Source organism: Candidatus Syntrophosphaera sp. (genome assembly GCA_019429425.1).
Lineage (GTDB): Bacteria > Cloacimonadota > Cloacimonadia > Cloacimonadales > Cloacimonadaceae > Syntrophosphaera.
In genome coordinates, this window is the sequence record JAHYIU010000043.1 from 1 (window position 1) to 20,140 (window position 20,140).

The window sequence follows — 20,140 nt, forward strand, 5'->3', positions numbered from 1 at the left end:
GTGAAAAGTGTCCAAACTACTGATTGGCGGTGCAATAGGGATGCTAAAGACTGGATCCCGGGTCAAGCCCGGGATGACAAGCAATGCCTGTATTATTAGTGAAAATCACTATGTGCAACGGTCTTCTGATACATATTTACCTCCTGATACAGATTACATTGATAACTCCGTCAAGCCCGCTCCAGCCCTGATATTGCAGACCCGGCCCGGACAGACCTCTCTAGATGGAAAAACGCTTCACGCCGTATTGACGCGACTCTCCTGAAAACTGATCTGGCGGGATTTTTACATTCCCAGCACCCAGACATAGACATACCTCCTTTCACGCTCTGTCTTCTTCTTTAGCCTCCCTGTTGTCATCCTGTATGGATCGCGGATTTTTGTCAAGCAAAAAATGCGCCCCTACTTCCCTATGGCGGCTAAGCGCGGAACGTCATACGCAATGCTCGGAACGTCATACTTCCTCGTATGACAGGCTCCGCAGGAGCCTTCAGAAAAGCCCTGCGGGCTTTGGCAGGCGGGGACGCCTGACGTTCCGAACCCTCATCTGCCATTCCGGACAGATGACAAACTCCCGCGGTATCCAGCCTTAGCGCATTGCGGACAACCGCGCAGCTGTCCTCGGGCTCAACTTCCTCAAAACGCAGATTTCGTCTGTGTTTAGGAGGAGGAGGGGGATCCGCCATATTCCTTTGCTCTGGGAATAATCAGGAAAAATCTATTTCAGGACGGGTCACCCTCAGGCCTGGCTCTTAATCACTTGGCTATCCACTGCCTATCACTTGTCTATTATAGACAAGTGATAGACAGTGGATAAAGAAGTGATTGACAGTCTGAAAGGAGGGCGAAGAATGGCACCAGAATAAGGAGGAAGATATGAAAGTCAAAGTCAAACAAGGGATTACGGGGTTTTCGGGCAAGCTGGACGGGCTGGTCTACTATTACCATCCGCGGCTGAAACGCACCCTGGCCCGCCACAAACCGAAGATGCCGGCGCTGCCGCAGAACGCGACCTACACCACGGTGAGCCGCCGGCTCAAGGAGCTAAACCCTTCGGAGGCTTACCGCTACGATTTCAAGATCTACGCTTCGCTGCTGCGCGATCAGGATGAAAGCCTTCTGGTGCCGTCCTGGTATCCGCTGTTCACGCGGATGATGTGGGCGATGCAAAAGAAGTATCCGGAGACGGTGGACCTGCGGGCGATCACGCGTGAACAGGTCCTGAGCCAGGATCTGCCCTGCCGCTCGGTGAGGGCGGCGATCGAGGACGGCCTGCTGGCCCCGGTTTCGAACTGGGAACTCCTGGATCACAGCCTCTGAGCCAATTATCGGCGCGAGGGGGTGGAAAGGCTTGACAAATCCGCCCCCTAATTTTTGTGGTTATTGTTCAGTAAGTTAAGCTATCAAAAGGAATAAAATGCGTTTCGAGAGTGAATTGAAAGTGATCCGCCGGGGCGCGGACGAGATCATTCCGCTGGAGGACATGGTCGCCAAACTGGAGAAGAGCGCCCAAAGCGGAACTCCGCTCCGGATCAAGTTTGGCATCGATCCCACCGGCTACGACGTGCATCTGGGCCATCTGGTCCCCATCCGCAAGATGCGGGATTTTCAGGACCTGGGGCACACCGGCGTGATCATCATCGGCGATTTCACCGCCCAGATCGGCGATCCGACGGGGCGCGACGAATCCCGGCCCCCGCTCACGCATCAAGAGATCCTCTACAACAGCGAAAAGTACATGGACCAGCTCTACACCGTGCTCAAGCCCGAGCAGACCGAGGTCCGCTACCAGACCGAGTGGTTCGGAGAGATGGGGATGAGCGACGTGCTCAAGCTGATGGGCAGGTTCACCCTGGCCCAGTTCATGGCCCACGACACTTTCCGCACCCGTTTTGAACAGGGTTTGGCGCTGGGCATGCACGAGATCATGTATCCCATCCTGCAGGGCTACGACTCCGTGGCGATAAATTCCGACGTCGAGCTGGGCGCCACCGAGCAGAAATTCAACATCCTCTGCGGCCGCGATATGCAGCGCCATTTCGGCCAGGAGCAGCAGGTGGCGGTGCTTTCGCCCATCCTCACCGGCACGGATGGCGTGAACAAGATGGGCAAATCGCTGAACAACTACATCGCCGTGTTTGACCCGCCCAACGAGAAATTCGGCAAGGTCATGTCCATCCCGGACAGCCTGATCGTCAACTGGTTCACCTACGCCGCCAACGCCGACGAAGAGGTTCTGGACGAGGTGAAAAGCGAACTGGCCAGAGGCACCAATCCCATGCTGCTGAAGAAACGGCTGGCTCGGGAGATCGTGGGCTTCTACCATGGTGCCGAGGCCGCGAGCGAGGCGCAGACAGCCTTTGAGAAGCTTTTTTCCCAGCGCGAGATACCGGATGACATTCCGGATTTCGCGGTCGGAGAAGACCGTGTCCGCATCGTTAAACTGCTGACCGAGAGCGGCTTATGCGCTTCCGGAGGCGAGGCCAAGCGCCTGGTCCAGGGCGGGGGTGTGACCCTCGACGGTGAGAAAGTATCCTCGCCAGACCTGGAGATCGAGGTCCGCGACGGCTTGGTGCTCCGGGCCGGCAAGCGCAAGTTTTTGCGCCTGAGGAGGGCTTGACATGACCCAATTTGAATTGATGCTGGTCAAGCACGGCGTGACCGTGTTCGTGATCGTATTGGTGTTCTATTCCATCATCCTGCACGAGATCAGCCATGCCCTGGTCTCCTACTGGCTGGGCGACGACACGGCCAAGCGCATGGGCCGGCTGAGCCTCAACCCGCTCAGGCACATAGATTGGTTCGGGACGGTGCTTTTGCCGCTGTTGATGTACTTCACGGCCGGGGTGATCTACGGCTATGCCAAGCCGGTGCCGCTGAATCCCTATAATTACCGCAACATCAAGCGGGACACGGGCTTGTCCGCTTTGGCTGGCCCCACGACCAACATCCTGATCGCCATCCTCTTCGCCCTGATCTTCCATCTCAATAAAGGGGCGCAGTTCATTCCCGTGGTCTGCTTCTACGTGGTGTTCTTCAACCTGCTGCTGGCCTTTTTCAACCTGATCCCGGTCCCACCGCTGGACGGGTCCAAGGTTTTGGGGATGTTTCTGCCGGACGAGGCCTACTACAAATGGATGGCCCAGGAGCGCAAGGGGATGATGATCCTCTTCGCGGTCATCATCGTTTCCAGCCTGCTGCGGCTGAACATCGTGGGCCGGCTGATCCTGCCGCCGATCATTCTGGTGATGAACCTGCTGGGCGTGGGCTAAGCGCTTCCCTCACAATTTTTTAACATAAAAAAGACAATCAAGGAACGAGACATGGACAAGAAAAAAATCATCGACCTGATCAACAAGGAAAGGGTCAAAGCGATCGACCTCAAATACTGCGGCCTGGACGGACGCTGGTATCACATCACCTTCCCCGCGCGCGGGCTGGAAGAGGTCCTTCAATACGGCGTGCCCTTCGACGGCTCCTCGATCCCGGGCATGCGCAGCGTGGAATCCGGAGACATGGTATTGATGCCGGACATCAGCACGGCGCAGCTGGACCCGTTCTATGAGACGCCGACCCTGCGCTTCATCTGCTCCATCTGCGACGCGGAGACCAGGATTGGCGTGCAAAAAGACCCCCGCAGTGTGGCCCTCAGGGCGCATGATTTCCTGCTTTCCACCGGCATCGCGGACCTGAGCACCTGGATCCCCGAGCTGGAATTCCATCTCTTTGACACCGTGGAATATAACAGCGATGAATTCTCCAGCGGCTACACCGTCACCTCGGCAGAATGCAAGGACGCCCTGCCCTTCGATTTTGAGGATGACGACGCCGTGGCCCAGCAAGGCCGGAAAGGCTATCACATGGACACCCCCTTCGACCGCTATTACGAGCTTCGCCAGGCCATGGTGGACCGCATCGAGGAACAGGGGATCAAGGTCCGCTACCACCACCACGAGGTGGGGCTGAGTTCCCAGCAGGAGATCGAGACCGAATTGCTGGCCTTTCCCAAGATCTGCGACGACACCATGGTGATGAAGGACATCATCCGCCGCACCGCTCTGGAATTCGGGCTCACGGCCACCTTCATGCCCAAGCCGGTCTACAACCAGGCCGGGAACGGCATGCATTTCCACATGATGCTGCACAAGCGCGGCAAGAACATATTCTATAAGAAAGGCGGCTATGCCGACCTCTCCGACAAGGCGATCTGGTTCATCGGCGGCATCCTCAAGCACGGGCGGGCCCTGGTGGCCTTCACCAATCCCAGCACCAACAGCTTCAAGCGCCTGCTGCCGGGTTTCGAAGCCCCAGTGAAGCTCTTTTACGGCCTGGCCAACCGCAGCGCCGCCATCCGCATCCCCAGATATGCCAACACGCCGGAAAGCAAGCGTTTCGAATTCCGCACCGGAGACGCCACCTGCAATCCCTATTTCGCGATGAGCGCCCTGCTGCTGGCCGGATTGGACGGCATCCTGAACAAGACCGACCCCGCCAAATCCAACCTCGGGCCCTATGACGACAACGTCTTTGCCTGGAGCGAACAGAAAAAGGCCAAGCTGCTCTCCATTCCCGCCAACCTGAAAGAGGCCATGGAATGCCTGGAGCAGGACCACCAGTTTTTGCTGCAGGGGGGTGTTTTCAACGAGGAACTGATCGAATCCCACATCAAGCACAAACTCATTGAGCATGAGGCAGTTGCGAACCGGGTCCATCCCCACGAACTGCTGCTTTACTATAATCTTTAAAGTTCGGAACGCATATTGCATCTGTAGCTGCCAAATCAGATTCAACCCCATAGAGGTAACCCAATGAAGAGAATTATGCTATTACTCCTGGTGAGTATGAGCGTGTGCATCGTCCTTGCTGCATCCGGCGACTACGTTCCCGCGCAGCAATCCAGGGCTTTCGCGATCACGGCGAAGAGCGCCGGCCACATGGATATCACTTTCACCCTGCCCAGTTTTGAGATAGAGGAATTGGCGGTCGGGGAAGACGTTTTCCACCGCATTTTCATCCCCCATGCCGGCAGCACCCTGGAAAGCGGCTTGCCGGAACTGCCGACGCTGAGCATGAACCTGGCCATCCCGCGCCAGGGCAGCGTGCAGATCGAGGCTCTGGGCAGCAGCCAGGACGTGCTGGCCCAGTTCAAGGCCTATCCCGTTCAGCAGGGCAGTGCCTTGGAAAGCCCCAAGTCCTTCGTGATCGACGCCGATTTCTACGGCTCGGGCACCAGCTATCCCAGCAGCGCCATCCAATACAGCGACCCGATGATCCTGCGCGATTTCCGCATCATCAATGTGCAGGTCAATCCATTCTTCTGGGATCCGCTGACTCAGGAGCTGACCATCAACCAGAGCATGGATTTCCGGGTGAACTTCACCCCGGAGCCGGGCATGAACGAGCTGGAGGGTGAACTGCTTTCAGTTTCCCCCGCTTTCGCCAAGATCTATGAAGCGATGATCCTGAACTTCGATGATTACCGCTATATCATGTATTCGAACGTTCCCCCGCGCTATCTGATCATCTACGGCACCAACAGCGATCCGAACTTTACGACCGCGCTGAACGAATATGTGCTCTGGAAAAAGCAGAAGGGCGCGGACGTCGACCTGGCCAGCACTGCCGCGAATGAGGCGGGCTCCAGCACCACCACGATCAAGAATTACATCCAGAATGCCTATAACAACCCCGCCACGCGGCCCGATTTCGTGATCCTGCTGGGCGATACCAGCGGCTCCTACAGCATTCCCGCCTACACTGTCAGCAGCGGGGCCGGAGATTATCCCTATACCCATCTGGCCGGCAGCGACATCCTGGGAGACTGCTTCATCGGCCGCATCTCGGCGGAAAACCTATCCCAACTGCAGTTGCTCTTTGCCAAGATCTACCTCTATGAAAAGGACATAAACCTGGCCACGGCCGACTGGCTGGACAGGATGCTGCTGGTGGGGGACAATTCCCCTTCCGGCATTTCCACCATGTATATCAGCAAGTATATCAAGGAAAGGGCGCTGTTCGTGAACCCGAACTACACCTTCACCGAGATCTACAACGCCTCCCCCGCGGCCACCCAGATCAATGCCGCCATCAATCAGGGCGTTGGCTTTTACAGCTATCGCGGCTACATCGACTACTCCCCTCCGGCTGAATCCGCCCTGTTCAACGGTTACAGGCTGCTGCACGCGGTGAACATCACCTGCGGCACCAATAACTATTCGAGCGGGACCTCGGAGATGGAGCAATTCATCCGTTATGGCACCCCGGCCGCCCCTAAAGGCGCCGTGACCGGCATCGGCATGAGCACATCGAGCACCCACACCGGTTTCAACAACGTGCTGCACGGCGGCATCTTCGGCGGGATCTACCAGTATGACATGCGCACCATGGGAGAGGCTTTGCTGAACGGAAGGCTCTACATGTCTCAGACCTATGGCGTTGCCGCCCCTTCCAGCGTGACCAGCTTCACCCACTGGTGCAATCTGATGGGCGACCCGACCATGGAAGTGTTCACCGGCACGCCCAACCATTTCAACATCACCGCGCTCGGCACCATACCCCTGGGTCTGAGCTTGCTGGACGTAAACGTGCGCGACAGCCTGAACCTCGTGGTGGAAGGCGCTTCGGTGACCCTCACGCAAAGCGGGTCCATCATCAGCCGCGGCTACACCGATGCCGAGGGCAACATCATCCTGGTCCTGCCCCAGTCGATGACCATCAACGCTTGCGTGCTGACTGTTTCCAAACACAATTTCAAACCCCTGCAGCAGACGATCAATTTGGATAACAGCGGCACCCTGGTTCCCGGGATCATAGTCATCGACGATGACAATACCGGAGCTTCCAGCGGAAACGATGACGGAATGGTCAATGCCGACGAAACTATCGAGTTTCTCTTTGGACTGATCAATACCGGCGCGGACCCGATCGCGGGGATCAGCGGATATGTGACCACAACCAGCCCCTACGTCACTTTCGTCGATTCTCTGGTCACCTATGCCACCATCGCCGGCACGGAATTGGGCTTCAACACCGCTCCCGTGGTCATGCAGATCGCCCCGGACGCCCCGCATGAAGTGATGATGCGCCTGCATCTGATGCTTACGGACAGCCAGAACGAGAGCTATGACGTTTCGGAATTTGTGCCGATCCACAATGCCAAAATAATGTACAACAACAGCATGGTCACCAATGGCGGCAACCAGGTCCTGGATCCCGGCGAAACGGCCGGTTTCACGATCACAGTCAGCAATATCGCCCCCACCGGGGTGAGCGACATCTGGGGACGCCTGTACAGCCTGAACGACCTGGTTTCGGTAACCGACCACACCGCCTACTTCGGAGACCTGCTGCACAACGTCCAGGTGACTCCCTCCACTGATATGTTTGAGATCTACGGACGCCCCATGCTCCTGCCGGGAATGGTCATTCCCATGCAGCTCAAGCTTTATAACGACGCCGGCTTCGTGCAATGGCTCGATTTCTCGATCACGGTTGGCGTGGTGACGGTTGGCGATCCCCTGGGCCCGGATGCCTACGGCTATGTTATCTACGACGACCAGGACACCAGCTATGAGGACTGCCCGGTCTACGACTGGGTGGGAATCGCTCCGGCCGAGGGCGGACTGGGAACGGCCCTGGCGATCTCGGACAGCTACAATTCTGGCGATGAGGGAGACCAGGTTGGCGCCCAATCTCTGGCAGTTGTGGACCTGCCCTTCCCCTTCCAGTTCTACGGCGTCATCTACAACCAGATCACGGTCTGCTCCAACGGCTTCCTTGCCATGGGAGTTTCCGAGAATGCCGAATTCCGCAACTACCGTATCCCCGGCCCGATGGGGCCCAACCCCATGATCGCGGCTTTTTGGGATGACCTGGCCACCCACGCCGGGAGCGGGATCTACACCTGGTTCGACCGCAACAACCACGCCTTCGTTATCGAATGGTACAACATGAAGAGCGGTTACAACGGCTCCAGTCCGGAAACCTTCCAGATCATCCTGTACGACCAGTCGGTGCACTCCACCTCCCTGGGCGACGGACCGATCAAGATCCAATGGCACACTTTCAACAACGTCAATGCCTCCACCAGCAACTACAACCATGGCTGCTATGCCACGATCGGGATCGAGGACCACACCGGCATGGTGGGGCTCGAGTATTCCTACGGCAATCTGTATCCCACTGCCGCTTCGCCACTGGGCCACCAGCGCGCCATCTACATCACCAACGTTCCCATCTACCACTACGAGGCGCACGTCATCCTGGGCGAAACCTACATCGAGGATGAGAACGGAAATGGCGTCTGCGAGCCAGGGGAGACCATCGAACTCGGAGTGCAGTTGCTCAACATCGGCAATTTGACCGCGGAAAACGTTTCTGCCACCCTCTCCACGGACAATCCCCACATCACGATGCTGAACAACAGCTCCGAGTATTTCCCGCTGGAGGGAGACCAATTCGGCGTAAACCGCACACCTTTCGTGTTTAGCGTCGCGCCCAACTGCCCCAATGGCACGGTGGTCGATTTCAACCTGGAGATCACCAACAACGACGTCGTCTGGAACCGTTCCTTCAGCCTCCGCGTGGACGCTTCCGTGCTGACCTACCATTCATTCATGATCAATGACGCGGATACCAATTTCAACGGCATCATCGATCCCCTGGAAACCGTGAAGCTGGTCATCAACCTGAACAACCACGCCGATGTCCAGGCGCGTGACGTTTTCGCCACCCTCAGCACCTCCAGCAGCGATGTGATCATCTCCGACCCCATCATCATGCATACGGAGATCGCGGCCAACGTCATCATGCAGTTCGAATTTGAGCTCCAGTTCGTGGGAACGGCTGCCCTGGGGGATTATGTCCCCTTCCAGTTCAACGTTTCCATCTCCAACGGGCTGCCCATGAACACCAATCTGATGATACCCTACAACATGGCGACGATATTCAACGATTTCGAGACCAACAACGGCAACTTCATCTCCGAGATCGGCTGGGTGTGGGGAACGCCGACCCAGGTTACGCCATTCTCGGGAACCAAGCTTTGGGCTACCACCCTGAGCGGCAACTATCCCGATTTTGCCAACTATACCCTGGTTACGCCGATCTTTGCCCTGGAAGCCGGAGCCGTGCTCAGCTTCAAACACAGATACGGTTTCGAGGCCGGCTACGACGGCGGCAACATCAGCATCTCCACAAACAATGGCGATACCTGGACGACGCTGACGCCCGTGGGAGGATATCCCTATTCCAGCCTCACCGGCCTGAGCGGCCAGCCCGGTTACTCGGGAAGCATCTCCAATTGGGAAACGGTGTCGGTGAATCTGAACAACTACGCCGGCCAGCTCATCATGCTGCGCTTCCGCATGGGTTCCGACGGTGCTACCAATAACATCGGCTGGTTCATCGACAACTTCGAGCTCAGCAATGTGAACCAGAAAACCGGATACATCCACGGCACCGTGATCCCAGCCTCTTCCGCGCCGGTGACGGATGTTCTGGTGACCTCGGACAACCACTTTGCCACCCATCCCAAGGCGGATGGCAGCTACAGGCTCTATCTGCCCAACGGCACCTATTCCGCAACGGCATTGCTCTATTACCATCAGCCCGCCAGCATCAACAACATCCAGATATCTCCCAATGATCCTGTGCACCTGGCGGATTTCACCCTCATCTACCTGCCCGAGCCCACCGAAGCCAGTTTCGACGTCGACAACGACACCGGGCTGGTTACCCTGAATTGGACAGAGCCTTACGATCCGGTGCTGCCGGTGATGACCTACCATGTCTACCGGAAATTCGATTCCGGCCCCTTCGACCTGGTCCAGCAGACCACCTCCACCTCCTACAGCGAGGCCATCGCCCTGGAAGGCAGCTACAAGTACTATGTCTGCGCCGTTTATCTCAATAATGAAGGCGCGCCCAGCGACACCCTGGCTTTCCTGTTCCCCTTCATCCCTTCCAATTCGGAAGAGCCGACACCCGGACTGGTGACCAGGCTGAACAACAACTATCCCAACCCCTTCAATCCCAGCACCAGCATTTCCTTTGACCTGGCCAGGGCTGGGAACGTGAAACTGAGCGTCTACAACGTCAAGGGCCAGCTCGTCAGGGTCCTGGCCAACGGCCCTCTCAATGCCGGCTCCCACAGGCTGGTCTGGGACGGGCGCGACGGCAAAGAGCGCAGCGTCTCCTCGGGAGTGTATTTCTACCGCCTGGAGACCAAGGACTACAGCTCCACCCGCAAGATGCTGATGCTCAAATAGTTATCTGACAATGAATTAACCCATATAATCTCCTCTGTACTGGTTGAGTTAGCGAGCCCCGGAAATGCCTCCGGGGCTTTTTTTAAGCTCTCTTTCAAATCGAGTGGGTGATTGGAGCGTCAAATCCGGATGCCCAAGCAGCGGGTTGCTGATCTCCCATTTGGCAAAGGCAGCAAGGCTGCTTTCAGAAGCGGTCTTTGACCGCTGTGGCAAATCGGAATTTGCCACCCCTTCAATCTGCGTCTGAACATCTGACCCACTTGGTTTGAAAGAGAGCCATTTAACATGCATCAGCCATGCCGCCAACCCGTTGTTCGGTAGACCTTTCCAGTATTTGAGCAATAATTAGCTTGACACAGATTAAGATGCCTCAAATGTGGTTTTTCATATTTCCAATTTAAGGGAGGAACGATGAAAAGACTTGTTTTGCTATGCGCGCTGCTCACCGCGGCTTGTTTATCCTGGGCGACCATTGGCGATTTTTACGACTTCAATGCCACCACCCAAACCTACACCGCCATCACTGGAACTCAAGTGACTTCGGTGCAAGGGGACGATCAGCTTTCCGAACCGATCGACATCGGTTTTGATTTTACCTATGGACTGCAAAGTTTCTCGCAGATCATGATCTCCTCGAACGGCTGGGTGGGATTGGGCACCAATTTCTCTTCCAGCATGCTCGGAAACCAACTGGCGTCAACGCAGTATTGCCCGGTTCTCGCTCCGCTGTGGGACGACCTCAGCATGGGCGACGGCAACGTGCAGACCCTGCTGAGTGGCTCAACTCCCAACCGGGTCTTTACGGTCCAGTACACCAACGCGAGATGGAGTTATTCCGCCAACAACCAGTTTAGCTTTCAGGTTCGCCTCCACGAATCCGGCAAGGTGGACATGAAGTATGGCCCGCGCAACGGGACTCCCAGCTATGCTTATGCTTCCATCGGGATCAACATGGCCCCGGGCGGCAGCGGCTGGTTCTACAGCGTGACTCCGGGAAATCCCGCCACGGCTTCCACGACCACCGAAAACGCGCAGATCTCAGCGTTTCCGGCTTTGAACGTGATCTACGAATTCACGCCCAGCGCACTTTCGAACAACGACCTGGCCGCCCTTTCCATCACCGGCCCTTCAAATCCCCACGTGGGAAGCACTTCCACCTATACGGTTACCGTCCAGAACGCGGGAGTGTATTCCCAGGCCATCTACCAGGTCAAGCTGATCACAGCCGCCAACGTAGAACTGGCCTCGGTTGTGGGTACTCCGATCCAGCCCGGCCAGACCATTGTTTACAACTTGAGCTGGATCCCGGCGAATCCCGGCCTGCTCACCATCCACGGCAAGGTGGTGCTCCCCGGGGATGAGTTTACAGACAACGACCAGACCCCGCCTCTGCCGCTGTGGATCCTTCCGGCGGGCACAGGCACGGTAAGCATCGGTGAGGGAGACCTGCTGGAGCTGATCCCCCTGAACATGTATTACCGGAACAGCCTCTGGGAAGGCATCTTTTACCCTTCCGAGCTGGGTTTTGGCCAGACCTCGGTCATCGGGATCTCGCTGTACAACAATTTTTTAACCAACCTGCCAGCCAAGCCCACCAAGATCTGGCTGGGCGCGGCCACGGTTGCCGACCTCAGCGGTGGCTGGATCCCCTCCACCCAACTCTCCCTGGTTTATGATGGGCCGGTGGATTATCCGAGCGGCGAGAATGTGATCAACATTCCCTTCACCAACCCCTATCCCTATTTCGGCGGCAACCTGGTGATGATGGTAAACCGGCCCATGGACACGGTATATTATTCCTATTACGACCAGTTTTATTGCCAGACGCTGGGTGACAACCGGGCCCTGAATGTATATTCTGATGGAACCGAATTCGACCCGGCCGATCCCCCGGCGTGGACCTTCGACCCGGGAATCCCACTGCCCAAGATCACTTTTTTCTTCAGCAGCGGCAGCCCGGCCGATGATCCGTCCGTTCCGGCCCTTGCCACCAGCCTGCAAGGCAACCATCCCAACCCCTTCAACCCCAGCACCACGATCAGCTTTGGCCTCAAAGAGGCCTCCGTTGTCCGGATCGGGATCTATAACCTGAAAGGCCAGCTCGTGGCCACCCTCCTGGACGGGGAAAAAGCCGCCGGAAACCACAGCCTGGTCTGGAACGGGAATGACGCTTCCGGCCGCCCCGTTTCGAGCGGAGTCTATTTTTGCCGCATGGAGGCCCCAGAGCACAGCTCCACGCGCAAGATGCTGATGCTTAAATAGAAACACAAGAAAGGGTATTCCGTTCGACCCCCTCGTTACTGGTTGATTAATCTGACCCCGGAAGCAATTCCGGGGTTTTTTGCCTCTGGCAGAAACCAGGCCCGGCCTCATCTGATCATGCTGTCCTGGTCGCGCATTCGGCTTACACATCCCGAAGTTTGTTCGGGATGTGTTGGGTGAGATCACCACCGGCACAGGCCATGGGAATAGGTTCTGGCCGCACAAACAGACGTGAGATATACGCGGTTGAGTCCCGGAGGGGCGATACATATCCATGGCGAGGGTTTTGCAGTGTCGCCCCAAAGGGGCTTACCCTTGTTGTTCATCTTCCATTCCTGCAGTTTCGCTGGACTGCAGGCTATCACATGTCGCCCCCAAAGGGGCTGCAGTTGACAAACCCCGCCGCAGGTGGGGTGCAGGAATATAGGCGGCGGATTCAGCCGTCGTATTTCAATACGCAGGCATCAATGTTTCATGGCCCCACCCCTCCCCAAACACAGATGTGATATGTGTTTGGGGAGGGGTGGGGAAAAACATCCAGCCAGGATGCCATTTATCACGGCATTCCGCTGCGCTCCATACCGTGCTAATGCACTGTCGTCCTCCGGACTTGAAATCATCTCCTGAACCCTGATATTGATCCCCAGGCAGGATCGAACGATCCGGAATCCACAGTTCTCAGCACACTTTGCTCCGGACCCACCACTTTGATACATTTTTCCCCGGGGTCTTTACTTTGTTGTAAACAGCATGAGCGAACAAGGGCCAGGAAACTTCACAATGAGCCTATCCTTACGATTTTACTTGACATTATGGAAAAACAAAATTTTAAGGATATAAAACGATAATTGGTGGTATGGCCAGAGCATGATCTCGATATTCATCGACTATAAGCTGACCCGGTTCCAAAACGAGATAAGGTACGCCTTCAGCTTCATCTTCCAGACGCTGGGCTACGGTCACTGCTTCATCTCGGACACCGGCCAGCTCAAGGAAAACGACATTCTCTTCATCTACGGGTACACGGACCCCACGGTGGATGAACTGAAGAGAATCGCCCGCCATTACATCACCATTTTCATCCAAAGCGACCCCGGCCTGTTCGAACCAGGGGCCTACAGCGTGGAAAAGCTCCGCCGTTCGCTGAAGACGATCAAGCTGTTGTCCATGACTCCCGTGATCTCGGCCCGCAAATTCGACTATCCGGCGGAGAACTATTCCGACAGCTCCATCCACGCCGGCAAGATCAATTTTGACCTCGTGGGCAACATCTTTTTCCACCTGGCGGAAATGGAGCCCCGGATCGACAGCACGCGCACTCCCGAAGGCTACTATCCCGAAGAGGCCAGCCAGTTCCATCCCCAGCGCGAGATGCCCTATGTGGACAACCTGCTCTGGCTGGTCGATTCCATGATCAAGGAACACACGCGCGCCAAGGGGGTCTATATCGTCCAAAAGCAGTATTGGCCTGAGGCGCAGCAGGCGGCAGCAACGCTTTCCCACAGCGTGGACAACCTCCAGAAATGGAGCTACGCTTCGCTGATCCTCTCCGTGGCTGTGGACCTGGTGTTACTCGTCACGCTGAACCTGCGCCAGCTGTTTAACAACCTGGCCGGGAAGTTCCGCTTTCTCTTCACCAACATCGAGCTCTACTGGAATTTCGACGAATTCCGGGAACTGGAGCGCGAGGCGGGATTCCGCAGCACCTGGTTCATCGCCCCGGAAAAGAACGACTTCATCAACTACAACCTCGACGATGCCGACCTGCAGGAAGAGATCGGGCAGCTGCAGCGCGATGGGAACGACGTGGCGCTGTTGATGACCGCGGACAAACTGAACCGGGACGAATTCGTATCCCGCAAGCAGATCATGCTCCACCAACTGCACAAACAGTTGGTGGGGATCCGCCAGCTCAACTACCGGATGAACGAGACCCTGCGCGACCTGCATAACAAGCTGGCCCCCTCCTTCAGCCAAAGCACCGCCCGGCAGGAATCCCCGGGCTATGTGAGCGGCGTCTCCGTTCCCTACCAGCCTTGGATTGCGGGCCTGAAGGCGAGTTTTTGGGAATTGCCCACCGTCTTTCACGACGCCCAGCTCAAGGTCAACCGCTACAAATACTTGCAGCTCGATGCGGCCAAGCACCTGCTCAAGAAGTTTTTCCAAAACACCTTGCGCGCCAGAGGGGTCTTCGGTCTCGACCTCAGCCTGGCCAGCTACGCGGACATCCATTACTGCAGGAAGTTTTATTCCTACGCCCTGGAACTGATCAAGGCCAGCGGCGCCTGGGTGCCCACCGCGGAAGAGCTCGTCGCCTGGTGGGAAAAGCGTGGCCGGGTCACCATCGAAGAGGCCGAATACGAGATCAGCGTCTATTTTCCGGACGAGATGGAACATTTTTGCCTGCAGATCTTCAACGACGCCAAAATCAAAGAGATCGAAGGCCTGCCGGGGACGCTGGAAGGCAACCTGATCAGGTTCGCTGGCGTGCCGGCCGGCTCCATCGCCGTGATCAGGCTGAACAAGGACGCGTGAAAAAGCTCCTCCATCTGCAGCTCCTGCCCCTGCTGACCGGGGTGCAGAATTTCAGCCTCCACCTGCTGTCAGGCCTGCCTGAGGGTGAATTTGAGATCTGGGTGGCCTCCCAGCCGGGCGGGGAATTTGTGGACGCGGCGCGTTCCCGGGGCTACAAGTATCTGCCGGTGCGCAGTTTGCGCCATCCCATCTCGCTCCTGGACATCGTCGCCTTCCTTGAACTCTTGTGGCTGATGCAGCGCCATCGCTTCGACATCGTGCACACCAATTCCTCCAAGCCGGGACTGCTGGGACGCCTGGCTGCCACCATCTGCCGGGTGCCGGTGATCATCTACACGGCCCATGGGACCGCTTTCCAAGAGGGCCAAAGCCGCCTCCGGCAAAGGTTTTACCAGGCGCTGGAGAAACTGGGGAACCGGTTTTGCCACCGGGTCGTGTTCGTGAACAATTCGGACCGGGAGAAGTGCCTCGCTCTCGGCCTGCTGCCAGCAGCCAAGGCCATCACCATCAACAACGCGCTGCCTCCGGACCAGGCAGCAAAACTGGATAAGATCGCCGCGGAACGCAAATTCAGCCCGGACAAGGCGGACTTTGTGGTGGGCTCAACCCTGCGCTTTTCCGAGCAGAAAAACGTGGTCAGCCTGGTCTCCGCGGCCTGCCAGGCCTGCCGGCTCCAGCCCCGCCTGCGCATCATCCTGGTGGGCGAAGGCGAGCATCTTCCCCTCTGCCGGCAGATCGTGCGCTCCCACGGACTCAACGAGCGGATCCTTTTTCCTGGCTGGGACCCGGACGTATCCAAATGGCTGGCGCTGTTCGACTGCTTTGTCCTCTATTCGCGCTGGGAAGCCCAGCCGTTCAGCATCATCGAGGCCATGCACTCCGGCCTGCCAGTCATCGGCTCCCGCATCCCCTCCATCCTGGAGCTGGTGGATGAAAGCTGCGGCTGGACCGTGCCATTGGACGATCCGGCTGCTTTGGTTAAGTGCCTGAAAGACGCTGCTGATGACCCCAACAAGGTTTTTGGCAAGGGGCGCGCCGCTCTCGAGCGCGTCAGAAATATCTGTGACCACGGCAGCATGGTCTCGGCCTATCTGGAACTCTACCGGTCTACTCCGGACCAAAGCGAGGAAACATCATGAATCCGGGCCTGGCCCTGAACATCATCATCTTCAGCCTGGGCATCCATCTGCTCACTCATCTGCTGGTTCCCCTGAACATCAGGTTTTCCAACAAATTCAAGATCGTGGCCCAACCCAACGAACGCAGGATCCACAAAACCTGCATCCCGGAAGCGGGCGGCCTGTCCTTCGGACTGCCTCTGCTCCTGGCCCAGATCGTTTTCGCGCTTGCCTTACTGCCCGGGGAAAGCAAATGGATGCTGATCCAGATGGCCGGAGTGGGCGGCTTGGTCCTGCTTTTCGGGGTGATCGACGACCGCTATGAAAGCCGGGCCCGCTACAAGGTCCTCTGGCAGTTGGGAGTGGGCATCCTCATGTATTTCATCGGGTTCCGCGTGCTTTCCGTCACCAATCCCTTCGGCCCGGAATTCGTCCTCGGCTGGCTCTCCTTTCCGGTCACCCTGATCTGGTATCTCGCGGTGCTCAACGCCATCAACCTGATCGACGGGATCGACGGCCTGGCCAGCGGCATCTGCGTGATCGTCTGCGCGGTGCTGCTGATCGTGGGGATCAAGGAAAGCAATGCTTTGGTGACTACCCTTTCGGCCTTTCTGCTGGCGGGCAATCTGGCTTTCCTGCGCTTCAACTTCCATCCGGCAAAGATCTTCCTGGGCGACACCGGGGCCCAATTCAACGGCCTGATCATCGCGGCGATCTCGACCGCCGGGACCGCCCAATACAAGGGCATCACCTCGATGACCCTGATCATCCCCCTATCCGTGCTGGCCATTCCGCTCATCGACATGTCCCTGGCAGTGTTCCGCCGCCTGCGCATGGGCAGCATTTTCGCCGCGGACAAATCCCACCTCCACCACGCCATGCTGGCCCTGGGGCTTTCCCAGAAAGCGATCTCCCTGATCGTGTACACCGTGACGCTGCTTTTTGGCCTCATCGCCATCGGCTTTTCCTTCTCCTCCAAGAAGATCCTCTTCGCGGTGCTGCTGGGACTGCTGATCCTGATGGTGGTGGTGGCCTATGTATTGATGCGGCAGGAGAGAAAGAAATGAAAAGACAAGTTTTGACGCTTGCGATCCTGCTGGGCTGGCTGGTCCTGAACGCCGCCGCCTGGCAGACCATCACCAACACCAGCCACGTCCACGACCTCATGGCGCAGGACGGATCAATCTATTTCTCCACCTGGGGCGGAGTGGTGCAACTGATGCCACCGCCGGCAGGAGGGGACGTAACCATTTCCGAAATGCTGGAAAACAGGGTCCTGACCACGGCCGCTGGGCTGGCTTCCAACGATGTGCGCAACCTGGCCTATGTCAGCTTTTCCCAAAGCCTCTGGCTGGGCAGTTCCGCGGACGGGATCAGCATCGTCAATCCCCTTGGCGTGCAACAGCTTAACACGGACCTGGGCCTGCCATCCAATCGCGTCACCGGGATCGTGGAATACGGGTCCAACATCCTGGTCGCCACCAACGGCGGTTTGGCCTTGTACTACTATCTCGAGGGCGTGAACTTCCCGCTCCAGCTGCATCAGTACACCGCCCAAAACACCGGCGGCGGGCTGCTTTCCAACTCCATCGACGCCATGGCCCTGGCTGCCAATGACTATCTTTTCCTGAGCAGCAATCTGGGCCTCAACTTCGTGCACCTGGATTCTCTGGACATAGATTCCGCCTGGCACAGCTTCGCTTCCCCACCCTTTGCCGCGGGTTCGGAGAACAAGCTTTCCGTGAACCAGGAGAAGCTGCTCATCGCCACCCCCACCTCCGCGCATCTGCATTCCAGCGATCCCTGGACCCCCGGCTGGCAAAGCTACAACCAAACGACAGGCATTCTGGGCGAGGTGATCGCCAGCGCCTGCATCGACGAACTCAACACGATCTGGCTGTCCTACGGGCTCTGGAACGAAGATTTGCTCATCTACACCCGGTCCGTGGACACCCTGCTGACCAGCATCGCGTCCGACGGGGCAGTGAGCCACATGGCCAAGTTTGAATCCGGCCTGGGGGATAAGAGCATCCGCAGGATCGTCAGCCATGAGGGCAGGATCTATCTCTGCTCCTGGGGCGACGGCATTTTCGCGGGAGAGGGGAATGGGGGCCAGTGGTCCAATTTCCGGTCCCAGTCCATCGGCTTTCCCAAGGTCCGCAACATCGCCACGGATGCCAAGCACGCGGCCTGGTTCTCCAGCGGAGCGCTGAGCGCCGCCCTCACGCGCAAGAGTTCGCTGGGGGCCAGCAAGTTTTATCAGGGCTGGTGGGAGACCTTCACCATCGCCAACAGCCCCATCCACACGGACAATGTATTCACCGTGGCGGTGGACAGCCACGACCGCAAATGGTTCGGGACCTTCGACGTGAACAGCCAGATCAGCCCTCCCGGCTGGCGCTTCGGGGTCTCGGTCTGGGACGAGGAGAATGACGTCTGGAAGCTGATCCAGAGAAGCGGCACGGCGATCTGGAACGACGAGGCCCAGAACTGGGGCGCTTACATCCCCGGCTCGGCGGCTCTCTTGGGCAACACCGCGGTCCATATCTCCCAAGATACCCACGGGAACATGCTCATAGCCTGCTACGACGACGGTTTCACCGTGCTGGGCCCTGATGACAACCACATCGGCGAGTTCCTCATTCCCAACAGCGTCGATCAGCGCTCCATCTACAGCTTCCACAACGGCCGCCAGTATTTCTTCGGCACCAACAACGACCGCGGGCTGGTGATCTGGAACGATGACTCCATCCCGGTCACGGACGGCGGGCATTGGCTGATCCCTGATCCCTCGGACCTGAGCAACTGCGAGGTCTACGGCGTCGTCACCCTCACCAGCCCCTATGAAGGCATCCAGCACTGGATCGCGGCCAGCACGGGCCTGTTCATGTGGAACGAGCAAAATTGGTACAGATGGGACACCTCGATCAAGCGCTTCAAATACAACGGCGTCACCAGGCTGTGGGAAAACGACCTGCTCTATTATGAGGACGAGGAAAGGCTCTACGGCTCCGTGCGCACCACTCCCACGGCGATCTATCTGGACCCCTTCAACCGGGTCTGGATCGGCAGTCTGGAACACGGCATCAGCATGTACAATCCCCAGACGGAACGCTTCACCAACTATTTCCAGGCCAATTCACCCCTCCTTTCAAACTACATCACCGCCCTGGGTTATCTGCCCATGGAAGGCCTGCTGCTGGTGGGAACACCGGAAGGCCTGAACACCCTTTCCATCGGACGTTCGATCAAGCCCGTTACCACCCTGCAAAATCTGAAGATCCATCCCAATCCCTTCCGTCCGGATGGGCGCAATGCCGCGATCATCACCAACTCACCCGAGGAGACCATGCCCCGTGGCCAAAACCAGTGCCGGATCTACGATGCTTCCGGAGCGCTGGTGATCAAGCTGGAGGAAAACGAGTTCGCCCGCTTTGCCTGGGATGGCTTCAATCTCGCGGGGAAAAAGTGCGGCACGGGGGTCTATTTCGTGATCGTGAACGACGCCAAGGGGAACCGGGCGACAGGGAAGATCGCGCTGATTCGATAACCAACCCCGCCGCAGGTGGGGTGCAACCAAAAAGCCCTGTTTGGTGTTCATCGAAGTAGTCTTGATGGCTGACCAACCCCGCCGCAAGGGAGGTGGAACTGGTAATCACGGTTGGGTGTTGCTTCGAAATAGTCTTGCCCATTGACCAACCCCGCCGCAAGGGAGGTGGAACTGTAAACCATGGTTGGCATTCGAAGTTGTCTTGCGCATTGACAAACCCCGCCGCAGGTGGGGTGCAGGACAATAGGCGGCGGCTTTAGCCGTCGCATTATAATACGAGGAAGACCGTTGCACATAGTGATTTTCACTAATAATACAGGCATTGCTTGTCATCCCGGGCTTGACCCGGGATCCAGTCTTTAGCATCCCTATTGCACCGCCAATCAGTAGTTTGGACACTTTTCACA

The 20,140-nt window shown here is 57.4% G+C and carries 10 protein-coding genes; all 10 read left to right on the forward strand.

The window, feature by feature from the left end; all coding sequences use genetic code 11:
* The first annotated feature begins 876 nt into the window (after window positions 1–876).
* The 10 genes from K0B87_05805 to K0B87_05850 all read left to right on the forward strand — a co-directional run bounded on the left by K0B87_05805 (window position 877) and on the right by K0B87_05850 (window position 19,733).
* Complete coding sequence (locus K0B87_05805) at window positions 877–1,320, forward strand: hypothetical protein (protein MBW6514254.1); 444 nt, start codon at window positions 877–879, stop codon at window positions 1,318–1,320.
* A gap of 97 nt (window positions 1,321–1,417) precedes the next feature.
* Window positions 1,418–2,620 (forward strand): tyrosine--tRNA ligase, encoded by a 1,203-nt coding sequence (gene tyrS / locus K0B87_05810; protein ID MBW6514255.1) that lies wholly within the window; start codon window positions 1,418–1,420, stop codon window positions 2,618–2,620.
* Window positions 2,621–2,639: 19 nt separating this feature from the next.
* Window positions 2,640–3,272 (forward strand): site-2 protease family protein, encoded by a 633-nt coding sequence (locus K0B87_05815; protein ID MBW6514256.1) that lies wholly within the window; start codon window positions 2,640–2,642, stop codon window positions 3,270–3,272.
* Window positions 3,273–3,323: 51 nt separating this feature from the next.
* Window positions 3,324–4,745, forward strand: a complete 1,422-nt coding sequence (glnA, locus tag K0B87_05820; protein ID MBW6514257.1) for a type I glutamate--ammonia ligase — start codon at window positions 3,324–3,326, stop codon at window positions 4,743–4,745.
* Window positions 4,746–4,808: 63 nt separating this feature from the next.
* Entirely contained in the window at window positions 4,809–10,268 is a 5,460-nt protein-coding gene (locus tag K0B87_05825) for a T9SS type A sorting domain-containing protein (protein ID MBW6514258.1), read from the forward strand.
* Between the two features lie 411 nt (window positions 10,269–10,679).
* A complete protein-coding gene (locus K0B87_05830; protein ID MBW6514259.1) occupies window positions 10,680–12,530 on the forward strand; it encodes a T9SS type A sorting domain-containing protein in 1,851 nt (616 codons plus the stop codon).
* An 867-nt stretch (window positions 12,531–13,397) separates the two neighbouring features.
* On the forward strand, window positions 13,398–15,065 hold the full coding sequence (locus tag K0B87_05835) for a hypothetical protein (protein MBW6514260.1): 1,668 nt from the start codon (window positions 13,398–13,400) through the stop codon (window positions 15,063–15,065).
* The gene (locus K0B87_05840) at window positions 15,062–16,204 is read left to right on the forward strand and encodes a glycosyltransferase (GenBank protein MBW6514261.1); all 1,143 of its coding nucleotides are present in this window, start codon (window positions 15,062–15,064) and stop codon (window positions 16,202–16,204) included. Before K0B87_05835 ends, K0B87_05840 begins: the two co-directional genes overlap by 4 nt.
* Window positions 16,198–17,250, forward strand: coding sequence for an undecaprenyl/decaprenyl-phosphate alpha-N-acetylglucosaminyl 1-phosphate transferase (locus K0B87_05845; protein MBW6514262.1), 1,053 nt, complete (start codon window positions 16,198–16,200; stop codon window positions 17,248–17,250). The genes K0B87_05840 and K0B87_05845 overlap by 7 nt, the downstream gene beginning before the upstream one ends.
* Entirely contained in the window at window positions 17,247–19,733 is a 2,487-nt protein-coding gene (locus K0B87_05850) for a hypothetical protein (GenBank protein ID MBW6514263.1), read from the forward strand. The genes K0B87_05845 and K0B87_05850 overlap by 4 nt, the downstream gene beginning before the upstream one ends.
* The last annotated feature ends 407 nt before the right edge of the window (window positions 19,734–20,140 follow it).